Annotated in this window: 18 protein-coding genes; 9 read left to right on the top strand and 9 right to left on the bottom strand. The window is 73.8% G+C overall.

The genetic code is table 11. The annotated features are described in order from the left end of the window. Positions 1-15: 15 nt before the first annotated feature. Positions 16-522, top strand: coding sequence for a hypothetical protein (locus ACI798_RS20545; RefSeq protein WP_457048821.1), 507 nt, complete (start codon positions 16-18; stop codon positions 520-522). A gap of 211 nt (positions 523-733) precedes the next feature. Here ACI798_RS20545 and ACI798_RS20540 read toward each other — a convergent pair whose 3' ends face one another. Further along, positions 734-1,504 carry a potassium channel family protein gene (locus ACI798_RS20540; protein WP_457048820.1) on the bottom strand — a complete coding sequence of 257 codons (771 nt, stop codon included), beginning with the start codon at positions 1,502-1,504 and terminating at the stop codon, positions 734-736. Positions 1,505-1,615: 111 nt separating this feature from the next. Here ACI798_RS20540 and ACI798_RS20535 point away from each other — a divergent pair, with 111 nt between their 5' ends. Next, positions 1,616-2,542, top strand: coding sequence for a hypothetical protein (locus ACI798_RS20535; RefSeq protein ID WP_457048819.1), 927 nt, complete (start codon positions 1,616-1,618; stop codon positions 2,540-2,542). A gap of 119 nt (positions 2,543-2,661) precedes the next feature. Then, positions 2,662-2,787: a hypothetical protein gene (locus ACI798_RS20530; protein ID WP_457048818.1), complete on the top strand. Its 126-nt coding sequence runs from the start codon at positions 2,662-2,664 to the stop codon at positions 2,785-2,787. On the opposite strand, the gene ACI798_RS20525 is transcribed toward ACI798_RS20530, so the two are convergent. Next, positions 2,750-3,514, bottom strand: a complete 765-nt coding sequence (locus ACI798_RS20525; RefSeq protein WP_457048817.1) for a helix-turn-helix domain-containing protein — start codon at positions 3,512-3,514, stop codon at positions 2,750-2,752. The two genes, ACI798_RS20530 and ACI798_RS20525, sit on opposite strands and share 38 nt — an antisense overlap. Before the next feature lie 298 nt (positions 3,515-3,812). After that, positions 3,813-5,210: an MFS transporter gene (locus ACI798_RS20520; RefSeq protein ID WP_457048816.1), complete on the bottom strand. Its 1,398-nt coding sequence runs from the start codon at positions 5,208-5,210 to the stop codon at positions 3,813-3,815. Between the two features lie 402 nt (positions 5,211-5,612). Here ACI798_RS20520 and ACI798_RS20515 point away from each other — a divergent pair, with 402 nt between their 5' ends. Further along, a complete protein-coding gene (locus ACI798_RS20515; RefSeq protein WP_456940782.1) occupies positions 5,613-6,281 on the top strand; it encodes a DUF4333 domain-containing protein in 669 nt (222 codons plus the stop codon). A gap of 59 nt (positions 6,282-6,340) precedes the next feature. On the opposite strand, the gene ACI798_RS20510 is transcribed toward ACI798_RS20515, so the two are convergent. After that, a complete protein-coding gene (locus tag ACI798_RS20510; RefSeq protein WP_457048815.1) occupies positions 6,341-7,381 on the bottom strand; it encodes an LLM class flavin-dependent oxidoreductase in 1,041 nt (346 codons plus the stop codon). Positions 7,382-7,422: 41 nt separating this feature from the next. Continuing rightward, positions 7,423-7,791, bottom strand: a complete 369-nt coding sequence (locus ACI798_RS20505; protein ID WP_456940784.1) for a VOC family protein — start codon at positions 7,789-7,791, stop codon at positions 7,423-7,425. Positions 7,792-8,042: 251 nt separating this feature from the next. Here ACI798_RS20505 and ACI798_RS20500 point away from each other — a divergent pair, with 251 nt between their 5' ends. Then, positions 8,043-10,058, top strand: a complete 2,016-nt coding sequence (locus ACI798_RS20500; protein WP_457048814.1) for a putative bifunctional diguanylate cyclase/phosphodiesterase — start codon at positions 8,043-8,045, stop codon at positions 10,056-10,058. 8 nt (positions 10,059-10,066) lie between these two features. On the opposite strand, the gene ACI798_RS20495 is transcribed toward ACI798_RS20500, so the two are convergent. Both ACI798_RS20495 and ACI798_RS20490 read right to left on the bottom strand, forming a co-directional pair. Continuing rightward, positions 10,067-10,867: an SGNH/GDSL hydrolase family protein gene (locus tag ACI798_RS20495; RefSeq protein WP_456940786.1), complete on the bottom strand. Its 801-nt coding sequence runs from the start codon at positions 10,865-10,867 to the stop codon at positions 10,067-10,069. A gap of 29 nt (positions 10,868-10,896) precedes the next feature. Beyond that, the gene (locus ACI798_RS20490; RefSeq protein ID WP_457048813.1) at positions 10,897-12,321 is read right to left on the bottom strand and encodes a dihydrolipoyl dehydrogenase family protein; all 1,425 of its coding nucleotides are present in this window, start codon (positions 12,319-12,321) and stop codon (positions 10,897-10,899) included. A gap of 34 nt (positions 12,322-12,355) precedes the next feature. Here ACI798_RS20490 and ACI798_RS20485 point away from each other — a divergent pair, with 34 nt between their 5' ends. The 4 genes from ACI798_RS20485 (at position 12,356) to ACI798_RS20470 (ending at position 16,482) form a co-directional block, all read left to right on the top strand. Then, positions 12,356-12,847, top strand: a complete 492-nt coding sequence (locus ACI798_RS20485; RefSeq protein ID WP_456940788.1) for a flavin reductase family protein — start codon at positions 12,356-12,358, stop codon at positions 12,845-12,847. Positions 12,848-12,895: 48 nt separating this feature from the next. Further along, positions 12,896-15,499 (top strand): bifunctional FO biosynthesis protein CofGH, encoded by a 2,604-nt coding sequence (locus tag ACI798_RS20480; protein ID WP_457048812.1) that lies wholly within the window; start codon positions 12,896-12,898, stop codon positions 15,497-15,499. A gap of 86 nt (positions 15,500-15,585) precedes the next feature. Continuing rightward, positions 15,586-15,882, top strand: a complete 297-nt coding sequence (locus ACI798_RS20475; RefSeq protein ID WP_456940790.1) for a lipopolysaccharide assembly protein LapA domain-containing protein — start codon at positions 15,586-15,588, stop codon at positions 15,880-15,882. Between the two features lie 177 nt (positions 15,883-16,059). Next, positions 16,060-16,482, top strand: a complete 423-nt coding sequence (locus tag ACI798_RS20470; protein WP_457048811.1) for a response regulator — start codon at positions 16,060-16,062, stop codon at positions 16,480-16,482. 125 nt (positions 16,483-16,607) lie between these two features. On the opposite strand, the gene ACI798_RS20465 is transcribed toward ACI798_RS20470, so the two are convergent. Together ACI798_RS20465 and ACI798_RS20460 are read right to left on the bottom strand one after the other, a co-directional pair. Further along, positions 16,608-18,506, bottom strand: a complete 1,899-nt coding sequence (locus ACI798_RS20465) for a glycosyl hydrolase family 28-related protein (RefSeq protein WP_457048810.1) — start codon at positions 18,504-18,506, stop codon at positions 16,608-16,610. 112 nt (positions 18,507-18,618) lie between these two features. Beyond that, on the bottom strand, positions 18,619-20,484 hold the full coding sequence (locus ACI798_RS20460) for a putative bifunctional diguanylate cyclase/phosphodiesterase (RefSeq protein ID WP_457048809.1): 1,866 nt from the start codon (positions 20,482-20,484) through the stop codon (positions 18,619-18,621). Between the last annotated feature and the right edge of the window lie 10 nt (positions 20,485-20,494).

Genomic DNA, 20,494 nt, shown 5'->3' with positions numbered 1-20,494 from the left:
TCTAGCGTCCGGGCCATGCGCGGGCGCCTGCTGATGATCATTGCTGTGGCGGCCAGTCTCTTTGTGATGTTCGGCGCTTCGGTGCCGGCGGCGCAGGCGGCCCCGAGCAGAACCGGCGCGGGAGGCGGTTACAGCAGCTCCGGCTCCAGCTACAGCGGCGGCTCGTCGAGCACCTCGTGCACCCACTCGACGTTCGGCTCGTCGTGCCGCACCTACGGCAGCGGCCGCTCGTCGAGCACCTCGTGCACCCACTCGATGTTCGGCTCGTCGTGCCGCACCTACGGCGGTGGCGGCTCGTCGAGCACCTCGTGCACCCACTCGACGTTCGGCTCGTCGTGCCGCACCTACGGCGGTGGCGGCTCGTCGAGCACCTCGTGCACCCACTCGACGTTCGGCTCGTCGTGCCGCACCTACGGCAGCGGCCGCTCGTCGAGTAGCTCGTCGAGTAGCTCGTCGAGCAACTCGTGCACGTACTCCTCGTTCGGCTCGTCCTGCCGCACCTACGGCGGTAGCTACAGATAGAGCCGCGCCGTTGGCGGCACTGATCGACAGCTTCCGCGCGGCTGGACAAGATGGACGACGGCCACCGGGCCGATCTCCACCGGACCCCGCCCGGCGAGTCGTGGGACGCCTACCGGGCATGGGCGGGCCCACCGCCGGCCGGCTCGGGTGCCGCGATGCGGGCGCGGCTCACGCGGTCCTGCTGACGCAGCCGGAATATCGGCTGCCCCTCCTAAACACGCCCGCTGTCGGGCGCCTGCCGAAGCTCCTGCAACTCGGCCCGCACTTGCCGCAGCTCATCTAGGACGTCGGCGAGCGTGGCCTCGGTGCGCTCCTCGGCCTCTCGAACAGCCTGCAGCCGGTCAACGAACCAAGCGGCGACGCTGGCTGTGATGACGCCGAGCAGGGCAATGCCGACGATCATCAGCGCGACGGCAATGAGCCGACCGAGTGAGGTCGTTGGGTAGCGGTCCCCGTAGCCGACTGTTGTCACGGTGGTGGCCGCCCACCAAAGGGCGTCACCCATAGTCTGGATGTTGGCGTCAGTGGCCTCTCGCTCCACCTCGCGCATTGCCACCGCCGCGACGGCGATCAGGACCGTTGCGGCGCCGACGACGTAGCTGCTCACCCGAGCCTGCAGCGACCGGCGAGCACGGCCGTGTGCAAGGCCCACCAGTGCCAGCAACCGCAGGAGCCGAAGCGCACGCAGGGGGCGCAGCATCGGCAGCGCGATGACGACCAGGTCCAGCACGTGGGTGCGTGCGAACCTCCAGCGCCTCGGTGCCAGGAACAGTCGCACGACATAGTCGGCGGCGAAGACCCCCCAGATCAGTCCACTGATGATGTTGAGGGCGGACCGCTGCCACGGCTGCAAGCGGACGAGTAGTGGCAGAAGCAAGATCAACAAAAACAGGAGCGCCAGCCCGAGCAGCGGGCCGTCCGTGCGGCGCTGCCAACGGTCGTAGCCGTCGGCGGCGCGCACGGCGTGCAGGCGGTCGATCACTGCCTGATCGTGCCGCCCGCACTGGAGCGCTAGGTGCACGCCCCTCTCGCGTGTCCGGAGTCGGGACATCGTTGTGACCAGTGTGTGGCCACCATGCTCTAGCGTTCGCCCGTGCTCGCCAGCGTCCTCCCCGGTGTCCGCGACGTCCGAGTCCCGTTGGCTTCTGGCTTGCTGTGGTTGTTTGCTGCTTGGCTGGTGCTTGAACCTCGCTTCCCCGACGAAGCGCCGGAGTCGGGAACCTTCCTTGCGCGCATCCACCGGCTCGTCGACTTTTTTGGCACCGGTGGAGCGGTCGGGGCCATCCTGTTTAGCGCGTACCTCGTGGGCATCATTTTGGCGTTCGAGCGCGTGCGCTTTGGGCAAGTCCCCGGCAAGGTTACTCAACTGATGGCGTCGTCTACGTACGACCATCTGAAGAGTCATTTGGCTCAGGATCTGCAGAGTGCTGTAAAGGAGATGAACCAGCATGGGGAGTGGAAGTCGGGGAAAACCGATCAACCTCTCGCGGCCGCTCTTATGGACTCGCCTGCCTCGTGGCGTGATGACCGGACGAAGGAAACGCTAAGTACAGAGATCGCCTATGACTTGTATCGAGAAGAAGCCGCTCTTGCGAACCGCCTGCGGATGCAGAGCAACCAAGAGGTGTACCAGTCCTACGATGCAAAGGTCGCGGAGGCGAATTTTCGCCAGGCGGTATCGCTTCCGCTCGGCGTATTGATTGTCGTCCTTGCGATTAACGTGTCTTGGCTCTGGTTCGCTGCCTTGGTGGTTCCAGTGCTCCTCCTAATCTTGTCTGGGTCCGCCCGTAAGGAGGCTAGATCGGAACTTGTTGAGGCGGTGATCGGTAAACTGATCGAGTCAACCACTGTTAAGCACTTCCGGGAAGCTGCCTCGAATGGCGATATCCCAGTACTGCACGCCTCGCTGAAGATGCAGAGGGACACATACGTGCCGCACGAATCGTCCATCGACGACGAACCACGGCGAGTGATCCGTCGGTCGCAGGGCAGGGTAGGCCCGCGCTCGTCGGGGTCGTAGGCAAATCATCGAAGCCGACCAGGGGGGACTCCCTGGGAGGTAGTCCCGTCCATACGTTGCAGCAGGGCCGCCGCTGGCCGAGTGAATCATGTCTGCAACGAACGTTGGTGGGCGCCAACGTGGCAACCGTCGTCACCGGCGTGCTGGAACACCGGGGGCTGGCCCGCCGCGCCGAGGTGTTCCGGCACTGCCGAGCCGCCTACGTCGTCACCGACGCCGGCGTGGCGCTGCTCGCCGACCGCTGACCGCGTCGGCCACCGCGCCCCGCCAGCTCGGCCCGCACCAGCGCCAGGCCGCGCGCGCCCGTGCCGGCGCGTCGTCGTGGGTGCACACCAGCCCGCCGACGTAGCCGGCCGCGTCGCACCGCCGACAGCCGGCGATGGCCGACCGGCGGATGGCGCGCTCGGCTGCCTGCGCGTCCAGCTTCCGGCCGCGCCGGTCGGCGTCGACGGCGGCCTGCACCGCCCGGGGATTGGTGCCGGCGGCGCGGCGGTTGGCCGCCGGCTGTGCGCGGTGAGTCGTCGACCGCCCCCCGCTGGCGGGGGGTTGGGGGGTCAAGGACGTTCTAGGACGTTCGGGTGACACCTGGCTGTCACCCCTGCGGTGACGCGGCTGTGTCACCGGTGTCAGATCGTCACCGGTGACAGGCTGGCACCCCTGCGGCGCTGCAGGGTCCGGCGCCGGCGGTGACAGGCTGACACCCCCTGCCGGCGCCATGACTACGCGGTAGAGGTTGGTGCCGCCACGCCCGCTGCACCGCTCGATGACGAGGTGACCGCCGGCCTGCAGGCGCGCGATACCGCGCTGCACCGACCGCTCGGACGTGCCGGTCTTGCGCGCCAGCGTCGGAACCGACGGCCAGGCGTCGCCGCCGTCGTCGCCGGCATGGTCGGCGATGGCCAGCAACAGCAGCCGGTCGGCGCCGGCCGCCGTCGAGTGCGCAAACACCCACGACATGCAGGCCACGCTCACCGCAGCACCGCACCAGGCAGCAGGAGCGTCGACAGCGCGCCGAGCACCGGGCGCCGGCGGACGGGGATACGGTCGTGCACAGGTCTCGCGCCTCCCAGTGGCGTCGGGGCCAAGGCCCCGGGCTGGTGCTCGCAACACCGGCACGGGGCCGCTCTGTCAGTGACCGGATAACTCCGGCACCTCAGCTCGCGTGAGCCCCGTTCGCCACGGTCTGTCGCACAGCGCTCACGCTGGGACAGCTTCTAAGCACTTGGTCGCAGGTTCGATCCCTGCCGGGCGCGCTGTGCGCGTCTGACCGTCAGGTCCTGGGCCGCGGGTCGCCCGTGGCCACCCCGGTCGTCGGCTCCGCCCTCCCGGTGCCGGGGCCCGACCCGCCCCGGATCTCACTCCTGGTGCGCGTCTCGCGCAGGGCGAGCGCCGAGAGGAACGTGATCAAGCCCATCAGGGCGATGTAGGCCGACACCGAGGCGGATGTGCCCGTGGCGGCCAGGAGCGCGGTCATGAGGAAGGGCGTGGCTCCGCTCACCAGGATGGCGGCCAGCTGATAGGCCAGAGAGGCCCCCGAGTAGCGGATCCGCGGCTCGAACAGCTCGGCCAGGAAGGCGGCCAGGGGGCCGTAGGTGAGGGAGGACCCGATCAGCCCGCCGAGGAGCGCCAGGAAGATCAGTGGCAGCGACCCGGTGTCGATGAGCCAGAAGAACGGGAACGCCCACAGGGCGATGACCGCGGCGCCCAGCAGGATGGGGGGCCGGCGGCCTATCCGGTCCGACGCCGCTCCGCTGAAGTAGATGACGAACACGGAGATCGCCGAGGCGGCGAGCGTGATGGAGAGCAGGTCGTCGCGGTCGACGCCGAGCTCGCGGGTGGCGTAGTCCAGGACTCCGGCGATGCTGATGTAGAAGATCGCGTTGGTGCCGAACAGCAGCCCCGCGCCGAGCAGCACCGGCCGGCGGTGCTTGCGCACGACCTCCTTGAGCGGTGCCTGCGCCACCTGGGCCCCGGCAGCGTGGTCGTGGCGGTCCTGGAGCTGACGGAAGACCGGGGTGTCCTCGACCCGCAACTGGATGAACATGACCACGGGGAGCAGCACGGCGCTGGCCAGGAACGGGATGCGCCAGCCCCAGGAGACGAAGGCCTCGGGGCTCACCGCGGCGCTCACCGCCAGGAAGACGACGTTGCCCAGGATGACGCCGATGGGGACGCCCATCTGCCCGAAGGTGCCCGCGCGCCCCTGGTGGTCCCGCCCGGCGTTCTCGGTGAGCAGGAGGATGACCCCGCCCCACTGTCCGCCGACCGCGATGCCCTGCAGGAAGCGCAGCGCGACGAGCGCGATCGGGGCGAGCACGCCGATCGAGTCGGCCGTCGGCAGCAAGCCGATGAGGAAGGTCGCCGACCCCATCAGGATCAGGCACGTGACCAGGGCGGGCTTGCGGCCGACCTTGTCCCCGAAGTGGCCGAAGACCAGGCCGCCGATGGGACGGGCGATGAAGCCGGCCCAGAAGGTGCTGAAGGCCAGCAACGTGCCGACGAGCGGAGAGGCGTTGGGGAAGAACAGCTCACCGAACACCAATGCCGCCGCAGTGGCGTAGATGAAGAAGTCGTACCACTCGATCGAGCTCCCGATGAGCCCTGCGGCCATGAGCTTGCGCAGCGACCGACGGTCGAGAGCGGGCGCTTCTTGTCGTGGGGTTGTCATGGCAGTCCCTGTCGCCCATCACGGAGGCGCCGTGGAACGCGCCGGCAGGCTGGGGGTGCAGCGTGCGGCGTGCGATCGCTGGCGCAAGGCAGCTGCTGTCTCGGCCGCGTCCGGCTGTCGGCTGGTCCGACGTCGGTACGGCCATTCTGGCATCCGGGGAGAGGAGGCGCCGGGTCGACCGGATGACCTCGGCGACGACGAGCGCCCGTCCCGGGTGACACCGCCGCGCGGCCTGCGCCCCGACCCTCGTCTCCCACCAGACGCCGACGGCGCGGGTCGATGCCCGTGTCACCGGCGCTGGCACCGCGCTGCAAGTGCGATCGAAGGGCGCTGCAAGCGGGCGGCGGCACGGTGCTCCCGAGCACCCGGGGACGGCCCCGGGACCGCACCGAGGAGCGCCCCGTGACCCAGGTCCACGACCCCCGCAACGCCCAGCCGTACGCCCCGCAGGGCCCCTACGCGCCGGCGCCCTTCCCCGCCCCCACCGGCTGGGACGGCCCCGGCTCCACCCCGGGCGCCCCCTACGGCCAGCAGCCCCCGAAGAAGCGCACCGGCGCCATCGTCGGCAGCATCCTCGCGGTGCTCGTGGTCGCCGGGCTCGGCGTCGGCGCCTTCTTCCTCCTCGGCAGCAAGGTCCTCGACACCGCCGAGGCCGAGCGGCAGATCGCCGCCATCGCCGAGGAGCAGGCCGGCGTCACCGTCACCGACGTGACCTGCCCCGACGACGTCGAGCTCGCCGCCGGCACGGTCACCACCTGCACCGCGCAGCTGGAGGGCCAGGAGGTCACCTTCACCGTCGAGCAGACCGACGACGAGGGCAACGTGACCATCGACAGCGACCAGGTCTACGTGCACGTGGCCGACGTCGAGTCGGCGCTGGTCAGCCAGTTCGCCCTCGACGGCGGTTTCGACATCACCGCCACCTGCGACGGCGGCGACCGCTCCGTGCTCGTCGCCGAGGACGGCCTGCAGCTGGTCTGCACCGTCGCGCTGGTCGACGACCCGAGCCAGAACGGCGAGGTCGTCGCCGAGATCGACGCCGAGGGCAACGTCACCTTCCTGGAGAACTGACCCCACCACACGCGAGAGGCCCGGGACCGCTGCGGTCCCGGGCCTCTCGCGTGCGCGCGTCAGCGTGCGGCGGCGGGCGTCCAGCCCAGCGCCGGCGCGACGTGGCGCGCGACGTTCTCCAGCAGCCGGGCGTTGTACTCGACGCCGAGCATGTTCGGCACCGTGAGCAGCAGGGTGTCGGCCTCGCGGACGGCGGCGTCCTTGGCCAGCTCCTCGGCGACCTGGTCGGGCTCGCCGGCGTAGCTGCGGCCGAAGCGGGCCCGCACGCCCTCGAGCAGGCCGACCTGGTCGGACGAGCGGCGCTCGTCGCCGAAGTAGGCGCGGTCGAGGTCGGACACGATCGGGATGACGCTGCGGCTCACCGACACCCGCGGCTCGCGGTCCCACCCGGCCTCGGCCCAGGCGGCGCGGTAGCGGGCGATCTGCTCGGCCTGCAGCTCGTCGAACGGCACCCCGGTGTCCTCGGACAGCAGCGTCGAGCTCATGAGGTTCAGCCCCTGGCGGGCGGCCCACTCCCCCGTCGCCCGGGTGCCGGCGCCCCACCAGATCCGGTCGGCCAGCCCCGGCGACTGCGGCTGCACGGCGAGCCGGCCGCGCGCGCCGCCGGTCATCCCGGGGTCGGCGTCGACGACGGTCGCGCCCCGGGCCGCGGCGAGGAACAGCGCCGTCTTCTCCCGCGCCAGGTCGGCGTCCGAGGACCCCTCCGGCGGGACGTACCCGAACGCCTCCGAGGCGCGCAGCGCCGTCTCCGGTGAGCCCCGGCTCACGCCGAGCTGCAGCCGGCCGCCGGCGAGCAGGTCGGTGGCCGCGGCCTCCTCGGCCATGTACAGCGGGTTCTCGTAGCGCATGTCGATGACGCCGGTGCCGAGCTCGATCCGCGAGGTCCGCGCGGCCATGGCGGCCAACAGCGGGAACGGCGAGGCGAGCTGCCGCGCGAAGTGGTGCACCCGGACGAACGCGCCGTCCAGGCCGAGCTCCTCGGCGGCGACGGCGAGCTCGACGGTCTGCACCAGCGCGTCCCGCGCCGTGCGCACCTGCGAGCCGGGCAGAGGCTGCCCGTGACCGAACGACAGGAACCCGATGCGCTTGCCGGCGTCCATGTCCGGCACAGCGCACGCGCGGGGCGCGGGATTCCCGGCGGTCAGCGCGGTGGCAGCTGCTGGACCGCCCAGCCGTTGCCGTCGGGGTCGCTGAAGAACACGAACGACCCCCAGGGCAGGTGCTGGACCTCGCTGACCTCCACGCCGCGCTCGGTCAGCTCCTTGTGCGCGACCTCGACGTCGTCGACGACGAGCTGCAGCCCCTGCGCGGCTCCGGGCGGCACGTCGAGCAGGCCGGTGCCGATCGCGATCGAGCACGCCGAGCCCGGCGGGGTGAGCTGGACGAACCGGACCTCGTCGCTCACCCGGTGGTCGTGGTCGAGGTGGAACCCGGCGCCCTCGGTGTAGAAGGCGATCGCCCGGTCGACGTCGCTCACCGGCACGGCGACCAGCTCGAGCTTCCAGTCCATGACGCGCTCCTCCGCTCGGGGTGCCCACCCTGCTCCCGGGAGGGGTGCGCGGGCACCCCTCCCGGGCGCCCGTGGCGGAGGCCCGGACGTCCGGACGCCGTGGCGTCGGGCAGAGGCGCTGCTCACGGCACCGCCCCACGCGCACCGGACGACACGGCAGCCTCGAACCGTGACACACGGTGAGCGACCGACCACGACTCTCCGTGTGCGGGTTCCCCGGCTCCGGGCATCCGGTCGGCCACCCTGTGCAGGTGACTCTCAGCGCCGCCCACGTGCCCCGGCCCCGGGCCGACCAGCCCGGCGAGCCGAGCGGCGCACCGGCGGGGACGAGGCTGCGGGCCATCGACACGCTGCTGGCCGACCGCGGCCAGGTGTTCCGCGCCCTGTTCCTCAACTCGCCGGTGCCCAAGGCCCTCGTCGGACTCGACGGCCACCTGCTCGTCGTCAACGACGCGCTGTGCGCGCTGTCCGGCCGCGGCATCGACGACGTGGTCGGCCGTCACGTCGACCTGCTCGCCCACCCCGACGAGGCCCCGATCCCCGACGGCGACGGCGGCGAGGCCGGCCTGGACCCGTGGCTGCGCCGGGACGGCGAGCGCCGCCTGCGCCGCGCCGACGGCACCGAGCTGTGGGTGCAGCAGTCGCACACCGTCGTCCACCGGACCACCGGCGAGCCGCACTTCGTCGTCCTGTCGCTGGTCGACGTCACCGACCGGCGCCGCGCCGAGGAGGACCTGGTCCGCCGGGCCTTCACCGACCAGCTCACCGGGCTGCCCAACCGCCGCGCGCTGACCGACCGGCTCGCGCACGCCCTCGCGCTGTCCCGCCGCCGCGGGCTGCAGGTGGGCCTGGTGCACCTGGACCTCGACCGGTTCCAGGCGGTCAACGACACCCTCGGCACCGAGGCCGGCGACCAGCTGCTCAGCCAGGTCGCCGACCGGCTGCGCTGGAGCACCCGCGTGGAGGACACCGCGGTCCGGCTCGGCGCCGACGAGTTCCTCATCCTCGCCGAGGACGTCGAGGACCTCGACGGCCTGCGGGCCCTGGCCGACCGGCTGCTGTCGGTGCTCGACGACCCGTTCCAGCTCGGCAACCGCGAGATCGTGCTGTCGGCGAGCGTCGGGCTGACCATGGGCTCCGACGTCGCCCCCGACGACCTGCTGCGCCAGGCGCACAGCGCGCTCACCCGCGCCAAGCGGGACGGCAGCCGCGCGCGGATCGAGGTGCACGACGGCGGCCTGACCGAGGACGAGGTCGACCTGCTGCAGCTGGAGACCGACCTGCGGCGCGCGCTGGACGGCGACGAGCTGCGGCTGTTCTACCAGCCGATCGTCTCCCTGGCCGACGAGACGCTGCTCGGCTACGAGGCGCTCATCCGCTGGCAGCACCCCACCCGCGGGCTGCTGCCGCCGGGCGCCTTCCTCGACGCCGCGGAGAACAACCGGCTCACCTCCCGCCTGGGCGCCTGGGTGCTGCGGCAGGCGTGCACCGACGCCGCCGGGTGGCCGGCCGGGCTGCGGGTGCACGTCAACGTCTCCGCGCGCCACCTGGCCGAGGAGGGGTTCAGCGACCTGGTCGCCGCCGCGCTGGAGGAGTCCGGCCTGCCGCCCGAGCGGCTGGAGCTGGAGATCACCGAGTCGACGGCGCTGTTCGCCGCCGAGGCCACGCTCCAGGCGGTGTCGGAGGTGACCGCGCGCGGGGTGACGCTGGCGCTCGACGACTTCGGCACCGGCTACTCGGCCATCACCGCGCTGCACCGGCTGCCGATCCACACCGTGAAGATCGACCGGTCGTTCGTCTCCGACGTCGTCACCCGGCCCTCCACCGCCGCCCTGGTCCAGGGCCTGCTGCAGCTCGGGCAGGGCATGGGCCTGCAGGTGATCGCCGAGGGCATCGAGGACCTCGAGCAGGCCGAGTGGCTGCGCCGGCACGGCTGCGCGATGGCGCAGGGGTACGCGTTCGGCCGGCCCGCGCCGCTGCCCAGCCGCGCGGAGGCGCTGATGGCCGAGGTGCTCGTCGAGCAGGCCGCCGAGGAGGCCGCCGCCGTCCTCGAGGCGGTGACCGGCGAACTCGAGGCGGTCACCGGCGAGCTGCCCCCGGTGCCGGACCCGGCCGGCGGCGACGGCGTCGACCTGTTCCCGCTGGAGGACGCCGAGGAGCCCCCGGCCCCGCGGCCGTTCCTCGTGGTCGTCGAGGACCGCGCCGACGACGACGAGGACGGGGACGACGCCGCGCGGGCGGACGACGGGGACACCCCCCGGGACTGAGGGGCGACTCAGGCGCGGGGCAGCGCCAGCGGCACCGGCCGCTTCGGGGCCCGGCCGTCACCGGAGGACCGGCCGCGCAGGCGGCGGGCGATCCACGGCGCGACGAACCCGCGCACCCACGCGGCCTCCTCGGCCAGCGCCGCGCGCAGCGCCCGCGGCGGCGCCGGCGGCAGCGGGGTGCGCCACTCGCCGTCGCCGGGCACCGGGACGCCGAGCGCGTCGGCCGCGGCCAGCGCCATCCGCCGGTGCCCCTCGGCGGTGAGGTGGATGCGGTCGCTGTCCCACAGCCGCCAGTCCAGCAGCCAGTCCGCGCCCCACTGGTCGAGGACGACGGCGCCGTGCCGCGCGGCGATCGACCACAGCGAGGCGTTGAACACCGCGACCCGGCCGCGGGTGCGCCGGATGATCGGCGTCAGCCGCGGGTCCACGCCGGTGGCGAGCAGCACGTCGGCGCCGTCGGCGCGGAAGCCGGCCACCGCCTCCTCCAGCGCGGCGGCCAGCACGTCGGGATCGGCGCCGGGGCGGAGCAGGTCGTTGCCGCCGGCCACCAGGCTCACCAGGTCCGGCCGCGCCGCGCGGGCGACCGGGACCTGCTCGGCGAGCACCTGCGGCAGCAGCCGGCCGCGGACGGCGAGGTTGGCGTACTCGACGTCGGCGCCCGGCGAGGCTGCGGCGAGGTGCTCGGCCAGCCGGTCGGCCCAGCCGCGGTACTCGCCGGGGCGGGCCGGGTCGGGGTCGCTGAGCCCCTCGGTGAAGGAGTCGCCGAGGGCGACGTAGCGGCGCCAGGAGGTGCGGGACGAGGCGGGCACGGGTCCCACCTCAGCACGGGCCGCCCGCGTCAGCCGCGCCAGGTCTCGAGCAGCCGCAGCCAGACCTCGCTGACCGTCGGGTAGGCCGGGACCGCGTGCCACAGCCGCGCGATCGGCACCTCCCCGACGACGGCGACCGTCGCCGCGTGCAGCAGCTCGGCCACCGCCGGGCCGACGAAGGTCACCCCGAGCAGCACCTCGCGCTCGGTGTCGACGACGGCGACCGCCGTCCCCTCGTAGCCGTCGGCGAACAGCTTCGCGCCGGCGACCGAGCCGATCGGGTACTCGACGACGCGGTGCGGCAGGCCGCGCTCCTCCGCCTGGGCGCCGGTCAGCCCGACGCTGGCCACCTGCGGGTCGGTGAACACGACCGACGGCGTGGCGGCGCGGTCGGCGGTGGCCGTGTGCGGCGACCAGTCCTCGACCCGCACCTCCTCGCCGCGGGCGCGGGCGACGATCGCCGCCCCGGCCTGGCGGGCCTGGTACTTGCCCATGTGGGTGAGCTGCCGGCGGCCGTTGACGTCGCCGACGCCGTAGAGCCACGGCAGCCCGCGCACCTGCAGGGTGTCGTCGACGTCGAGGTACTCCCCCGGCTCGAGGCCGACGGTGTCCACGCCGATGGCCGTAGTCCGCGCCTGCCGCCCGGCGGCGACGAGGACCTCGTCGCCGCGGACCTCGCCCTCGGCGGTCGTGAGCACCACCTCGTCGTGCTCGCGGCGGGCCGTGCGGACCTCGGCGCCGAGGCGGACGTCGACGCCGCGGTCGCGCAGCGAGGCGAGCACCGCGTCGCCGGCCTGCGGCTCGGCGCCGGGCAGCAGCCGGTCGCCCTGCTGGAGGAGCGTCACCTGCGAGCCCAGGGCGTTCCAGGCGAAGGACATCTCGCAGCCGACGTAGCCGCCGCCGACCACCAGCAGCCGGCGCGGGGGCTCCTTCCCGCTCGTGGCCTCGCGCGGGGTCCACGGCTCGACGTCGGGCAGGCCCTCGACCGGCGGCACCGCCGGCTCCGACCCGGTGCAGACGGCGACGGCGTGCCGCGCGGTCAGCCGCGTCTCCCCACCGTCGGGCCGGGTGACGACGACGGTGCGCTCCCCGTCGAGCCGGGCGGTGCCGCGGACCAGGTCGATGCCGGCGCCCTCGACCCAGCGCACCTGGCCCGCGTCGTCCCAGTGGCTCGCGAAGGAGTCGCGGCGCTCGAGGGTGGCGGCGACGTCCTGCTCGCCGGTGACCGCGGCCGCGGCACCCCTGACCGCGCGCGCCTCCCCGATCGCCTCCGTGCCGCGCAGCAGCGCCTTGCTCGGCATGCACGCGTAGTACGAGCACTCCCCGCCGACGAGGTGCTCCTCGACCAGCGCCGCCGACAGCCCGCCCCGGACGACGACGTCGGCGACGTTCTCCCCGGTCGAGCCGGCTCCCACCACGACGACGTCGTAGGTCTTCTCGTCTGCGCTGCTCACCGGGCCATCCTGGCGGTGTGGTCGACTGGCCGCCATGCCGGTGTCACCCTCCGAGTTCAGCGCCGCCCTGCGGCAGTACGCCGCGGGGGTGGCGCTGCTGACCGTCCGGGACGACATCGACGACGTCGGGACGACGGTCACCTCGGTCATGAGCGTGTCGGCCGACCCGCCGCTGGTCGCCGTCGGGCTGACCGCCGACGGTTACCCGGCCGAGGTGCTGGAGACCGTGGGCACCTGCGGGCTCAGCGTGCTCTCCGCCGGGCAGGCGATCCTCGCCAGCCGGTTCTCCTCCGCGGGCCGGCCCTCGGCGCGGCACCTGCTCGAGTCGGTGCCGTGGTCGCGGGCGGCCGGAAGCGGCGCGATCGTGCTCGACGGCGGCGTCGTCGCGCTGGACTGCCGGCTCGACCGGCTGGTGCCGGCCGGCGACCACGTGCTGGCGCTGCTCGCCGTCGAGGACGTGCCGGTGCTGCGCGACGGCGCCACGCCGCTGCTCCGGCTGCGCGGCCGCTACGTCGACGCCCCCTGACGGACGGATCGGCACCCCGCGCAGGGTCCGGGTCTAGCGTTCGGGGTGATGACCGAGCCGCAGACCCCCGTGCCGTCCGCGCTGCGCCGGGCCCTCGCCCGCGCCGAGCGGGGCGTGACCCTCGACGCCGGCGAGGCCGAGACCCTGCTGTCGGCCCGCGGGCTGGGCGACGGCGAGCCGCTGGACCGCCTGCTCACCGCCGCCGCGCGGGTCCGCGACGCCGGCCTGGCCTCGGCCGGCCGCCCCGGCGTGGTCACCTACAGCCGCAAGGTGTTCATCCCGCTCACCCACCTGTGCCGCGACCGCTGCCACTACTGCACGTTCGTGACGACGCCCGGGCAGCTGCGCGCCCAGGGGAAGGCGCCGTTCCTCTCCCCCGACGAGGTGCTCGAGATCGCCCGGGCCGGCGCGGCGCTGGGCTGCAAGGAGGCGCTGTTCACCCTCGGCGACCGGCCCGAGGACCGCTGGCCGGTCGCCGCGGGGTGGCTGGAGGCGCACGGCTTCGACTCGACCCTGGCCTACCTGCGCGCGATGGCGATCCGGGTGCTGGAGGAGACCGGGCTGCTGCCGCACCTCAACCCCGGGGTGATGACCTGGGAGGAGGTCCAGCGGCTCAAGCCGGTCGCGGCGTCGATGGGGATGATGCTCGAGACGACGGCGACCCGGCTGTGGTCCGAGCGCGGCGGCCCGCACTACGGCTCCCCCGACAAGGAGCCGGCGGTGCGGCTGCGGGTGCTCGAGGACGCCGGCCGCTCCGCGGTCCCGTTCACCACCGGCGTGCTGCTCGGCATCGGCGAGACGCCGGCCGAGCGGGTCGACGCCGTCCTGCGGATCCGCGCCGCGCACCAACGGCACGGGCACGTGCAGGAGGTCATCGTCCAGAACTTCCGCGCCAAGCCGCGCACCGCGATGGCCGCCCACGACGACCTCGCGCTGCAGGAGTACGTGGCCGCCGTCGCCGTCACCCGGCTGCTGCTCGGCCCGCGGGCCCGGGTGCAGGCGCCGCCGAACCTGTCCGACTCCACCGAGCTCGGGCTGCTGCTGCGCGCCGGCGTCGACGACTGGGGCGGGGTCTCCCCGCTGACGCCCGACCACGTCAACCCCGAGCGCCCCTGGCCCAACACCGACAAGCTCGCCGCCCTCACCGCCGAGGGCGGGTTCACCCTGCGCGAGCGGCTGGCCGCCCAGCCCCGCTACGTGCTCGAGCCCGAGCCGTGGCTCGACCCGCGGGTGCGCCCGCACGTGGCCGCGCTGGCCGGGCCCGACGGCCTCGCCGTCGAGGAGCGGGTCCCCGCCGGGCTGCCGTGGCAGGAGCCCGACGAGGCGTGGGTGTCCTCCGGCCGCACCGACCTGCACGTCGAGGTGGACACCGTCGGGCGCACCGGCGACCGGCGCGGCGACTTCGACGCCGTCTACGGCGACTGGGCCGACCTGCGGGCGCGCACCGAGTCCGCCCGCGACGGCTCCTCCACCGCCCTGGCCGTGGGCGACCCCGAGGTGCACGCCGCCCTGCGCGCCGCCGAGCGCGACCCCGCCGGCCTGTCCGACGCGGAGTACCTGGCGCTGCTCGGCGCCGACGGCCCCGACCTCGAGGCGCTGTGCGCCCTGGCCGACGCCGTCCGCCGCGACGTCACCGGCGACGACGTCACCTACGTCGTCAACCGGAACGTCAACTTCACCAACGTCTGCTACACCGGCTGCCGGTTCTGCGCCTTCGCCCAGCGGCGCACCGACGCCGACGCCTACACGCTGTCGCTGACCGAGGTCGGCGACCGGGTCGACCGCGCGTGGGCCGCCGGCGCCACCGAGATCTGCATGCAGGGCGGCATCCACCCCGACCTGCCGGGCTCGGCCTACCTCGACCTGATCGGTGAGGTGAAGCGCCGGCAGCCCGGCATCCACCTGCACGCGTTCAGCCCCATGGAGATCGTCAACGCCGCCGCGCGGACCGGGCTGTCGTTCGCGGACTTCCTGACCGCCGCGAAGGAGGCCGGGCTCGACTCGGTCCCCGGCACGGCGGCGGAGATCCTCGACGACGACGTCCGCTGGGTGCTGACCAAGGGCAAGCTGCCCGCGGCGACCTGGCTGGAGATCATCGGCACCGCGCACCGGGTGGGCCTCCCGACGACGTCGACGATGATGTACGGCCACGTCGACACCCCGGCGCACTGGGTGGCGCACCTGCGCACGATCGCCCGCCAGCAGGACGAGACCGGCGGGTTCACCGAGTTCGTGCTGCTGCCGTTCGTCCACCACAACGCGCCGATCTACCTGGCCGGCGTCGCGCGGCCGGGCCCGACGGTGCGGGAGAACCGGGCGGTGCACGCCGTCGCCCGGCTGCTGCTGCACGGCCGCATCCCGAACGTCCAGACCTCGTGGGTGAAGCTCGGCGACGCCGGCACCCAGGCGGTGCTGCAGGGCGGGGCCAACGACCTCGGCGGCACGCTGATGGAGGAGACCATCAGCCGGATGGCCGGCAGCGAGAACGGCTCGCTGAAGACGATCGCCGAGCTCGAGGCCGTGGCCGCGGCGATCGGCCGGCCGGCCCGGCAGCGCACCACCGACTACGGCACACCCTCGGAGGAGAGGCTGGCCACGGCCCGGTCCGAGGCCGGCCGCCGCGCGCTGACCCTCTCGATCACCCCCGTCTGAGCCCCCCGCCGGCGGATCGTCCCCGCGGGGTGATCCGCGTCCGCACCGACGGCACCTACGGTCCGGTCGCGGCGGAGGAGGCGGTCATGGTCCAGCAGCAGAGCCCCGGCCCCGCGAGCACCGGCGGGACCGGCGGTGCACCCGGCAGCGCCCGTCTCAGCGGCGGGGTCGTCGCGGCCCTCGCCGGCGGGGGGCTGCTGCTCGTGTTCATGCTGCAGAACCGGCAGGACGTCACGCTGGAGTTCCTCTTCTGGAGCTTCACGTGGCCGCTGTGGCTGTTCACCCTGGTGGACGCGTTCCTGGGAGCGATCCTGTGGCTCGGACTCGGTGTGCTGCGCCGGCACCGCCGCCGGGTGGCGCGGCGGGCCGCCCGGGACGACTGACCGGGTCACGGCCGTCGGACGGGCCCGTCGAGGACGCACCGGCCGCCGCCCGGGGAGGCGAGCCCGTCGGTCTTGCCGTGAGCGCCGACGTCTCCCAGGATCATCGCCTCACCGTTCGGGGTGTCACGGCGACCAGGTCACCGCAGGGCCCTCGCCGCACGGTCAGGAGGTACACGGATGACCGGAGCGAAGCACGGCGGTGACGTCCCCGCCGAGATCCGCGTGCTCCTCGTCGACGACCACCCGCACCTGCGCAGGACCCTGTCGGAAGCACTGTCCGAGGAGGGCGACCTCGTCGTCGTCGGCGAGTGCGAGGACGGGTCACAGGTGGTGGAGGCCGCTGCACGCCTGCGTCCTGACGTCGTGTGCATGGACCTGTCCATGCCGGTGATGGACGGGTTGGCGGCCACGGCAGCGCTGCGTGCCGCTCAACCCGAGGCCCGGGTCGTCGTGCTGACCGCGGAAGCCCGCGAGGCACGACTCGAGGCCCGGGCCGCCGGTGCCCACGCGCTGGTGCCGAAGGGCACCCGTCTCCACGCGCTGCTCCGCTGCGTGCGCACGGTCGCCGTCGGCGGCACGGGCTGTCCCTACTGCCTGTGATGCCACGGCGCCCCGTCGACCGTCGCGCCGTTCCCTGTCGCCTCGGGTGAACCAGCACCGCCGGCGACCGGACGTACCGGTGGGCCACCGCGGGAGTCCCGCGACGGCCCACCGGGCTCGCTGGGTCAGGCCGTCGGGTAGTCGACGACGTACTGCGCCGTGCCGGCCGTGGTCGGGTCGGACCGGCCGCCCACGTCGTTGACCACGTGCTCGATGACCCCCGGGGCCGCCTCGTCCAGGTGCACGGTCAGCACGTGGTGCAGCCGCACGCCCGGCGTCGTCGGCACCTCGAAGCCGCTCTCGGTGACGATCGGGCCGGCGTTGCGCTGGTAGCCGTACACGCCGCCGCCGTGGAGGCGGTGCTGCTGCACGTCGTCGGCGACCTTGTAGCCGGCCCAGCCGAGGGTGCCGTCGGGCTGCTGCCAGTCGGCCTGCGACGGCGGGTCGTAGGGCAGCTCGTTCTGGTAGAGCACCGTCGTCCCCTGCTCCCCGTTCCAGATCGTGTTGTGGGTCTGGAAGTGCTCGACGAACAGGCCGGTCGCGGTCACCCGGTCGCCGTTGACCTCCGCGCCCACGCGGCCGGTGTTGGTCCGCCAGCGGTCGGTGTCGCCCAGGTACCCCTCGGTGAAGGGCTCGAGGCCGTGGTCGGCCCGCCACACCCAGGTGTGGTCGACGAGCACGTCGTCGCTGTTGACCTCGAGCGCGGTGTCCACCTTGCCGACGTGCGGGCCGCCGACGCGGAAGTAGACGTCCGACAGCGTCGTCGGGTCCGCGGCGTCCGAGCGGCCGCCGTCGCCGTGGGGCTTGCCCACCTGCAGCAGCGCGGGCGACTCGACGGCGCCCGCGTCGATCGTCACGCCGGCGACCACGACGCCGGGGACGTCGGCGACGGTCACCGGGACCGCCCCGCCGACCGCGGTGAGCGTGGCGTGCCCGAGGCCGAGCACCACGGTGCCGGCGCGCTTGACGTCGATGCTGCGCGCGACGTCGTACACCCCCGGCGTGAGCAGCAGGTGCCCGCCACGGGCGAGGTGGTTGTTGATCTGCTGCACCGGCGTCGACGGCGTCGCGACGAGGAACTCGCTGATCGGGATGCTGCGGCCCGGCGTGAGCCCGCCGTCCCAGCTGACCCCGCGGGAGTCCTGCTGCGCCGCGGGCACCCGGACGGTCCAGTGGCCGGCGTCGTCGAGGTACAGGAACGGCTTCTCCCGGCTGACCGGGGTGGTGTCCAGCGTGGTGTAGGGCGGGTTCGGGAACCCGCCCTCCGACGGCGCGCCCTCGACGCCGGAGAACACCTGGTTCCACACGCCGTTGGACCAGCTGCCGATGGTGCTGTCGCGGATCAGCCACTGCTGCTGCGAGCCGTTGACGACCGTGCCCGCCCGGGAGTCGGCGATGAACCCGCCGCTGGCGTACTGCGGTCCGGCGGTGCAGTAGTCCATCAGCGACAGGTTGCCGCCGGTGACGTCCACCCGGCGCAGCGAGACCGCCTGGGACACGGCCCAGAAGTTGGCGCTCTGCCGGCAGCCGTCCTGGCCGGCGGCGTTGACGTCGATCGTCAGGTTGGAGACGGTCCGCCAGAAGTTGTTCAGCGCGATGCAGTTGCTCGTGCCGCCGTCGCCGAGGCAGCGGTTGTAGCTCTCGACCTTGCCGTTGATGACCACGTCGGACGGCGAGTCGCCGAGGCCGGTGACCTCGGTGTAGTAGCCGACCTTGATCTGCAGCGGCTGCGCGTCGGTGCCGTAGGTGCCCGGCCTGAAGAGGTAGGCGTACCGCTCGCTGCCCATCTCGTCGTCGCGCTGGGCGGCGAAGGTCGCGTCGAGTTCGGCCTGGATCTCGCTGACCGGCATGGACGGGTCGAAGACGGTGACGTTCACGCCGAGGTCCGGCGCGGTCGGGTCGGTGGCGGGCGGCGGGGCGGCGGAGGCCGCGCCCACCGCGAGGGGGGAGACGGACAGGGCGGTCGCGACGGCGAGCGCGGCGCCGAGACGGCGGCGGGCGGCGGGGAGGGAGGCTGGCTGCACGGACGTCCTCATCGTCGAGGGGGATGCGCACGGTGTGACTGCTGTCACGGAGCGCTCACAGGTTAGGGGACCGATCCGTTCCACTCGCACCCACCCCGGGCGCCCGCGCAGGTCAGGCGGTGGCGACCGGCTCCCGCGGCGCGGGGACGACGGCCACGGCCGCCGGCTGCGCGGGGTCGTGCGCGGGCGCGGGCAGCGGGCGGCCGAAGAGGAAGCCCTGGGCGTGCGAGCAGGCCAGGCCGTCGAGGACGGCGTGCTGCTCGCTGGTCTCCACGCCCTCCGCGACGACCTCCAGCCGCAGGTTGTGCGCCAGCTCGATCATCGAGGCCACCAGCGCGGTCGAGCGGCCGTCGCTGCCGAGCTCCTGCACGAAGCTGCGGTCGATCTTGAGGACGTCCGCGGGCAGCCGGCGCAGGTAGGACAGGGTCGCGTAACCGGTGCCGAAGTCGTCGATCGCGATCCGCACGCCGAGCCCCCGGAGCGCGTGCAGCTGGCCGGCCACCCGGTCGACGTCGCGCAGCAGCACCCCCTCGGTGACCTCCAGCGTGAGCTGCGCCGCCGGCAGGCCGGTCCCGGCGAGGACGGCGGACACCATGGCGACGACGTCGTCGTCGGTCAGCTGGCGCGGGGAGAGGTTGACCGCGATGCCGACCGGCCGGCCGGCCTCCGCCGTCCACGCCGCCGCCTGCCCGACCGCCTGCTCGAGCACCCAGCGGCCGATCTCGAGGATCGCGCCGCTCTGCTCCGCCAGGGGCACGAACTCCGCCGGCGGCACCAGCCCGCGCTCCGGGTGGTGCCAGCGCAGCAGCGCCTCGTAGCCGGTGGTGCGGCCGTCGGCCAGGTCGACGGTGGGCTGGTAGTGGACCTCCAGCTGGCCGGCCCGGACCGCGGCGGCCAGGTCCTGCAGCAGGGTGACCTCGTCCTCCGCCGCCTCGGCCATGCCCGGCGCGTAGCAGACCAGCCGGTTCTTCCCCAGCGCCTTGGCGCGGTACATGGCCAGGTCGGCGTTGCGCAGCAGCGTCCCGGGCCGCCGGTCGCCGGCGGTCGCGGTGTCCGCGACGCCGATGCTGACGTGCACGGCCAGCGGACGCCCGCCGACGTCGACCGGCTCGGCGAGCGCGGCCAGGACCCGCTCGCCGACGGCCGCCGCCTCGTCGGCGTCGCCGTCGACCACGACGGCGAACTCGTCGCCGCCCAGCCGGCCCACCTCGTCGCCCTCCCGGACGCAGGCCCGCAGCCGGTCGCCCACCGTGGTGAGCAGGACGTCGCCGGCCGCGTGCCCGCGGGTGTCGTTGACGTCCTTGAAGTCGTCCAGGTCCAGGAACAGCACGCTGACCGGGCCGGTGCGGCGGGCCAGCAGCGCGGCGGTGGTCTGCAGCAGGCGGGTGCGGTTGGCCAGCCCCGTGAGCGGGTCGTGCAGCCCCTGCCGCTCGTTGAGCCGCCAGGAGGACAGGTGCGCCAGGCTCGCGGCCAGCACGAACCCGCCGTGCACGAGCGCCCACAGCCAGGGGTCGCGGTAGGCGGCCTCGTGGTCGAACACCGAGTGCGGGAAGAGCGTCCCGACGGCGCCGTGGTGCCCGATGACGACCACGAGGGCCAGCCCGAAGGGCACCCAGTCCTGGTAGAGCGACACCAGGCCGACGACGACGAAGAAGTGGAAGTGCGCCTCGGTCAGCCCGTCGCAGACGTGCACGAGCAGCACCGAGGCGGCCAGCAGGCTCCCGGTCACCCCCGCGGCCCGCAGCGTGCGGCCGGCGTTCGGCAGCAGGCTGAACGACAGCGGGTAGACGACGGCGAGGGCGGCGCCGCCCGCCGCGGCCGGAGCCCAGCCCCGGGCCACCGCGAGGACGGCGATCACCACGGCCTGCACCGCGGCCAGCCGCAGCAGCAGCGCGTGCCGCCGCTGCCACACCTCGTCCGGCAGGGGCCGCCCCTCGGGCAGCGCGCGGCGGAGTCTGCCGATGACGGGGAGCTCCATGGAGCCCTCT

It is taken from the genome of Geodermatophilus sp. SYSU D01045 (assembly GCF_054050295.1).
This window is presented reverse-complemented; position numbering and strand designations above follow the sequence as displayed.

Bases quoted from the DNA above. Each gene is read 5' to 3' on its own strand.
- ACI798_RS20545 (WP_457048821.1), top strand. From the start codon at position 16: ATGCGCGGGCGCCTGCTGATGATCATTGCTGTGGCGGCCAGTCTCTTT.
- ACI798_RS20520 (WP_457048816.1), bottom strand. From the start codon at position 5,210: ATGACAACCCCACGACAAGAAGCGCCCGCTCTCGACCGTCGGTCGCTG.
- ACI798_RS20510 (WP_457048815.1), bottom strand. From the start codon at position 7,381: ATGGACGCCGGCAAGCGCATCGGGTTCCTGTCGTTCGGTCACGGGCAG.
- ACI798_RS20505 (WP_456940784.1), bottom strand. From the start codon at position 7,791: ATGGACTGGAAGCTCGAGCTGGTCGCCGTGCCGGTGAGCGACGTCGAC.
- ACI798_RS20485 (WP_456940788.1), top strand. From the start codon at position 12,356: ATGCCGGTGTCACCCTCCGAGTTCAGCGCCGCCCTGCGGCAGTACGCC.
- ACI798_RS20480 (WP_457048812.1), top strand. From the start codon at position 12,896: ATGACCGAGCCGCAGACCCCCGTGCCGTCCGCGCTGCGCCGGGCCCTC.
- ACI798_RS20475 (WP_456940790.1), top strand. From the start codon at position 15,586: ATGGTCCAGCAGCAGAGCCCCGGCCCCGCGAGCACCGGCGGGACCGGC.
- ACI798_RS20470 (WP_457048811.1), top strand. From the start codon at position 16,060: ATGACCGGAGCGAAGCACGGCGGTGACGTCCCCGCCGAGATCCGCGTG.
- ACI798_RS20460 (WP_457048809.1), bottom strand. From the start codon at position 20,484: ATGGAGCTCCCCGTCATCGGCAGACTCCGCCGCGCGCTGCCCGAGGGG.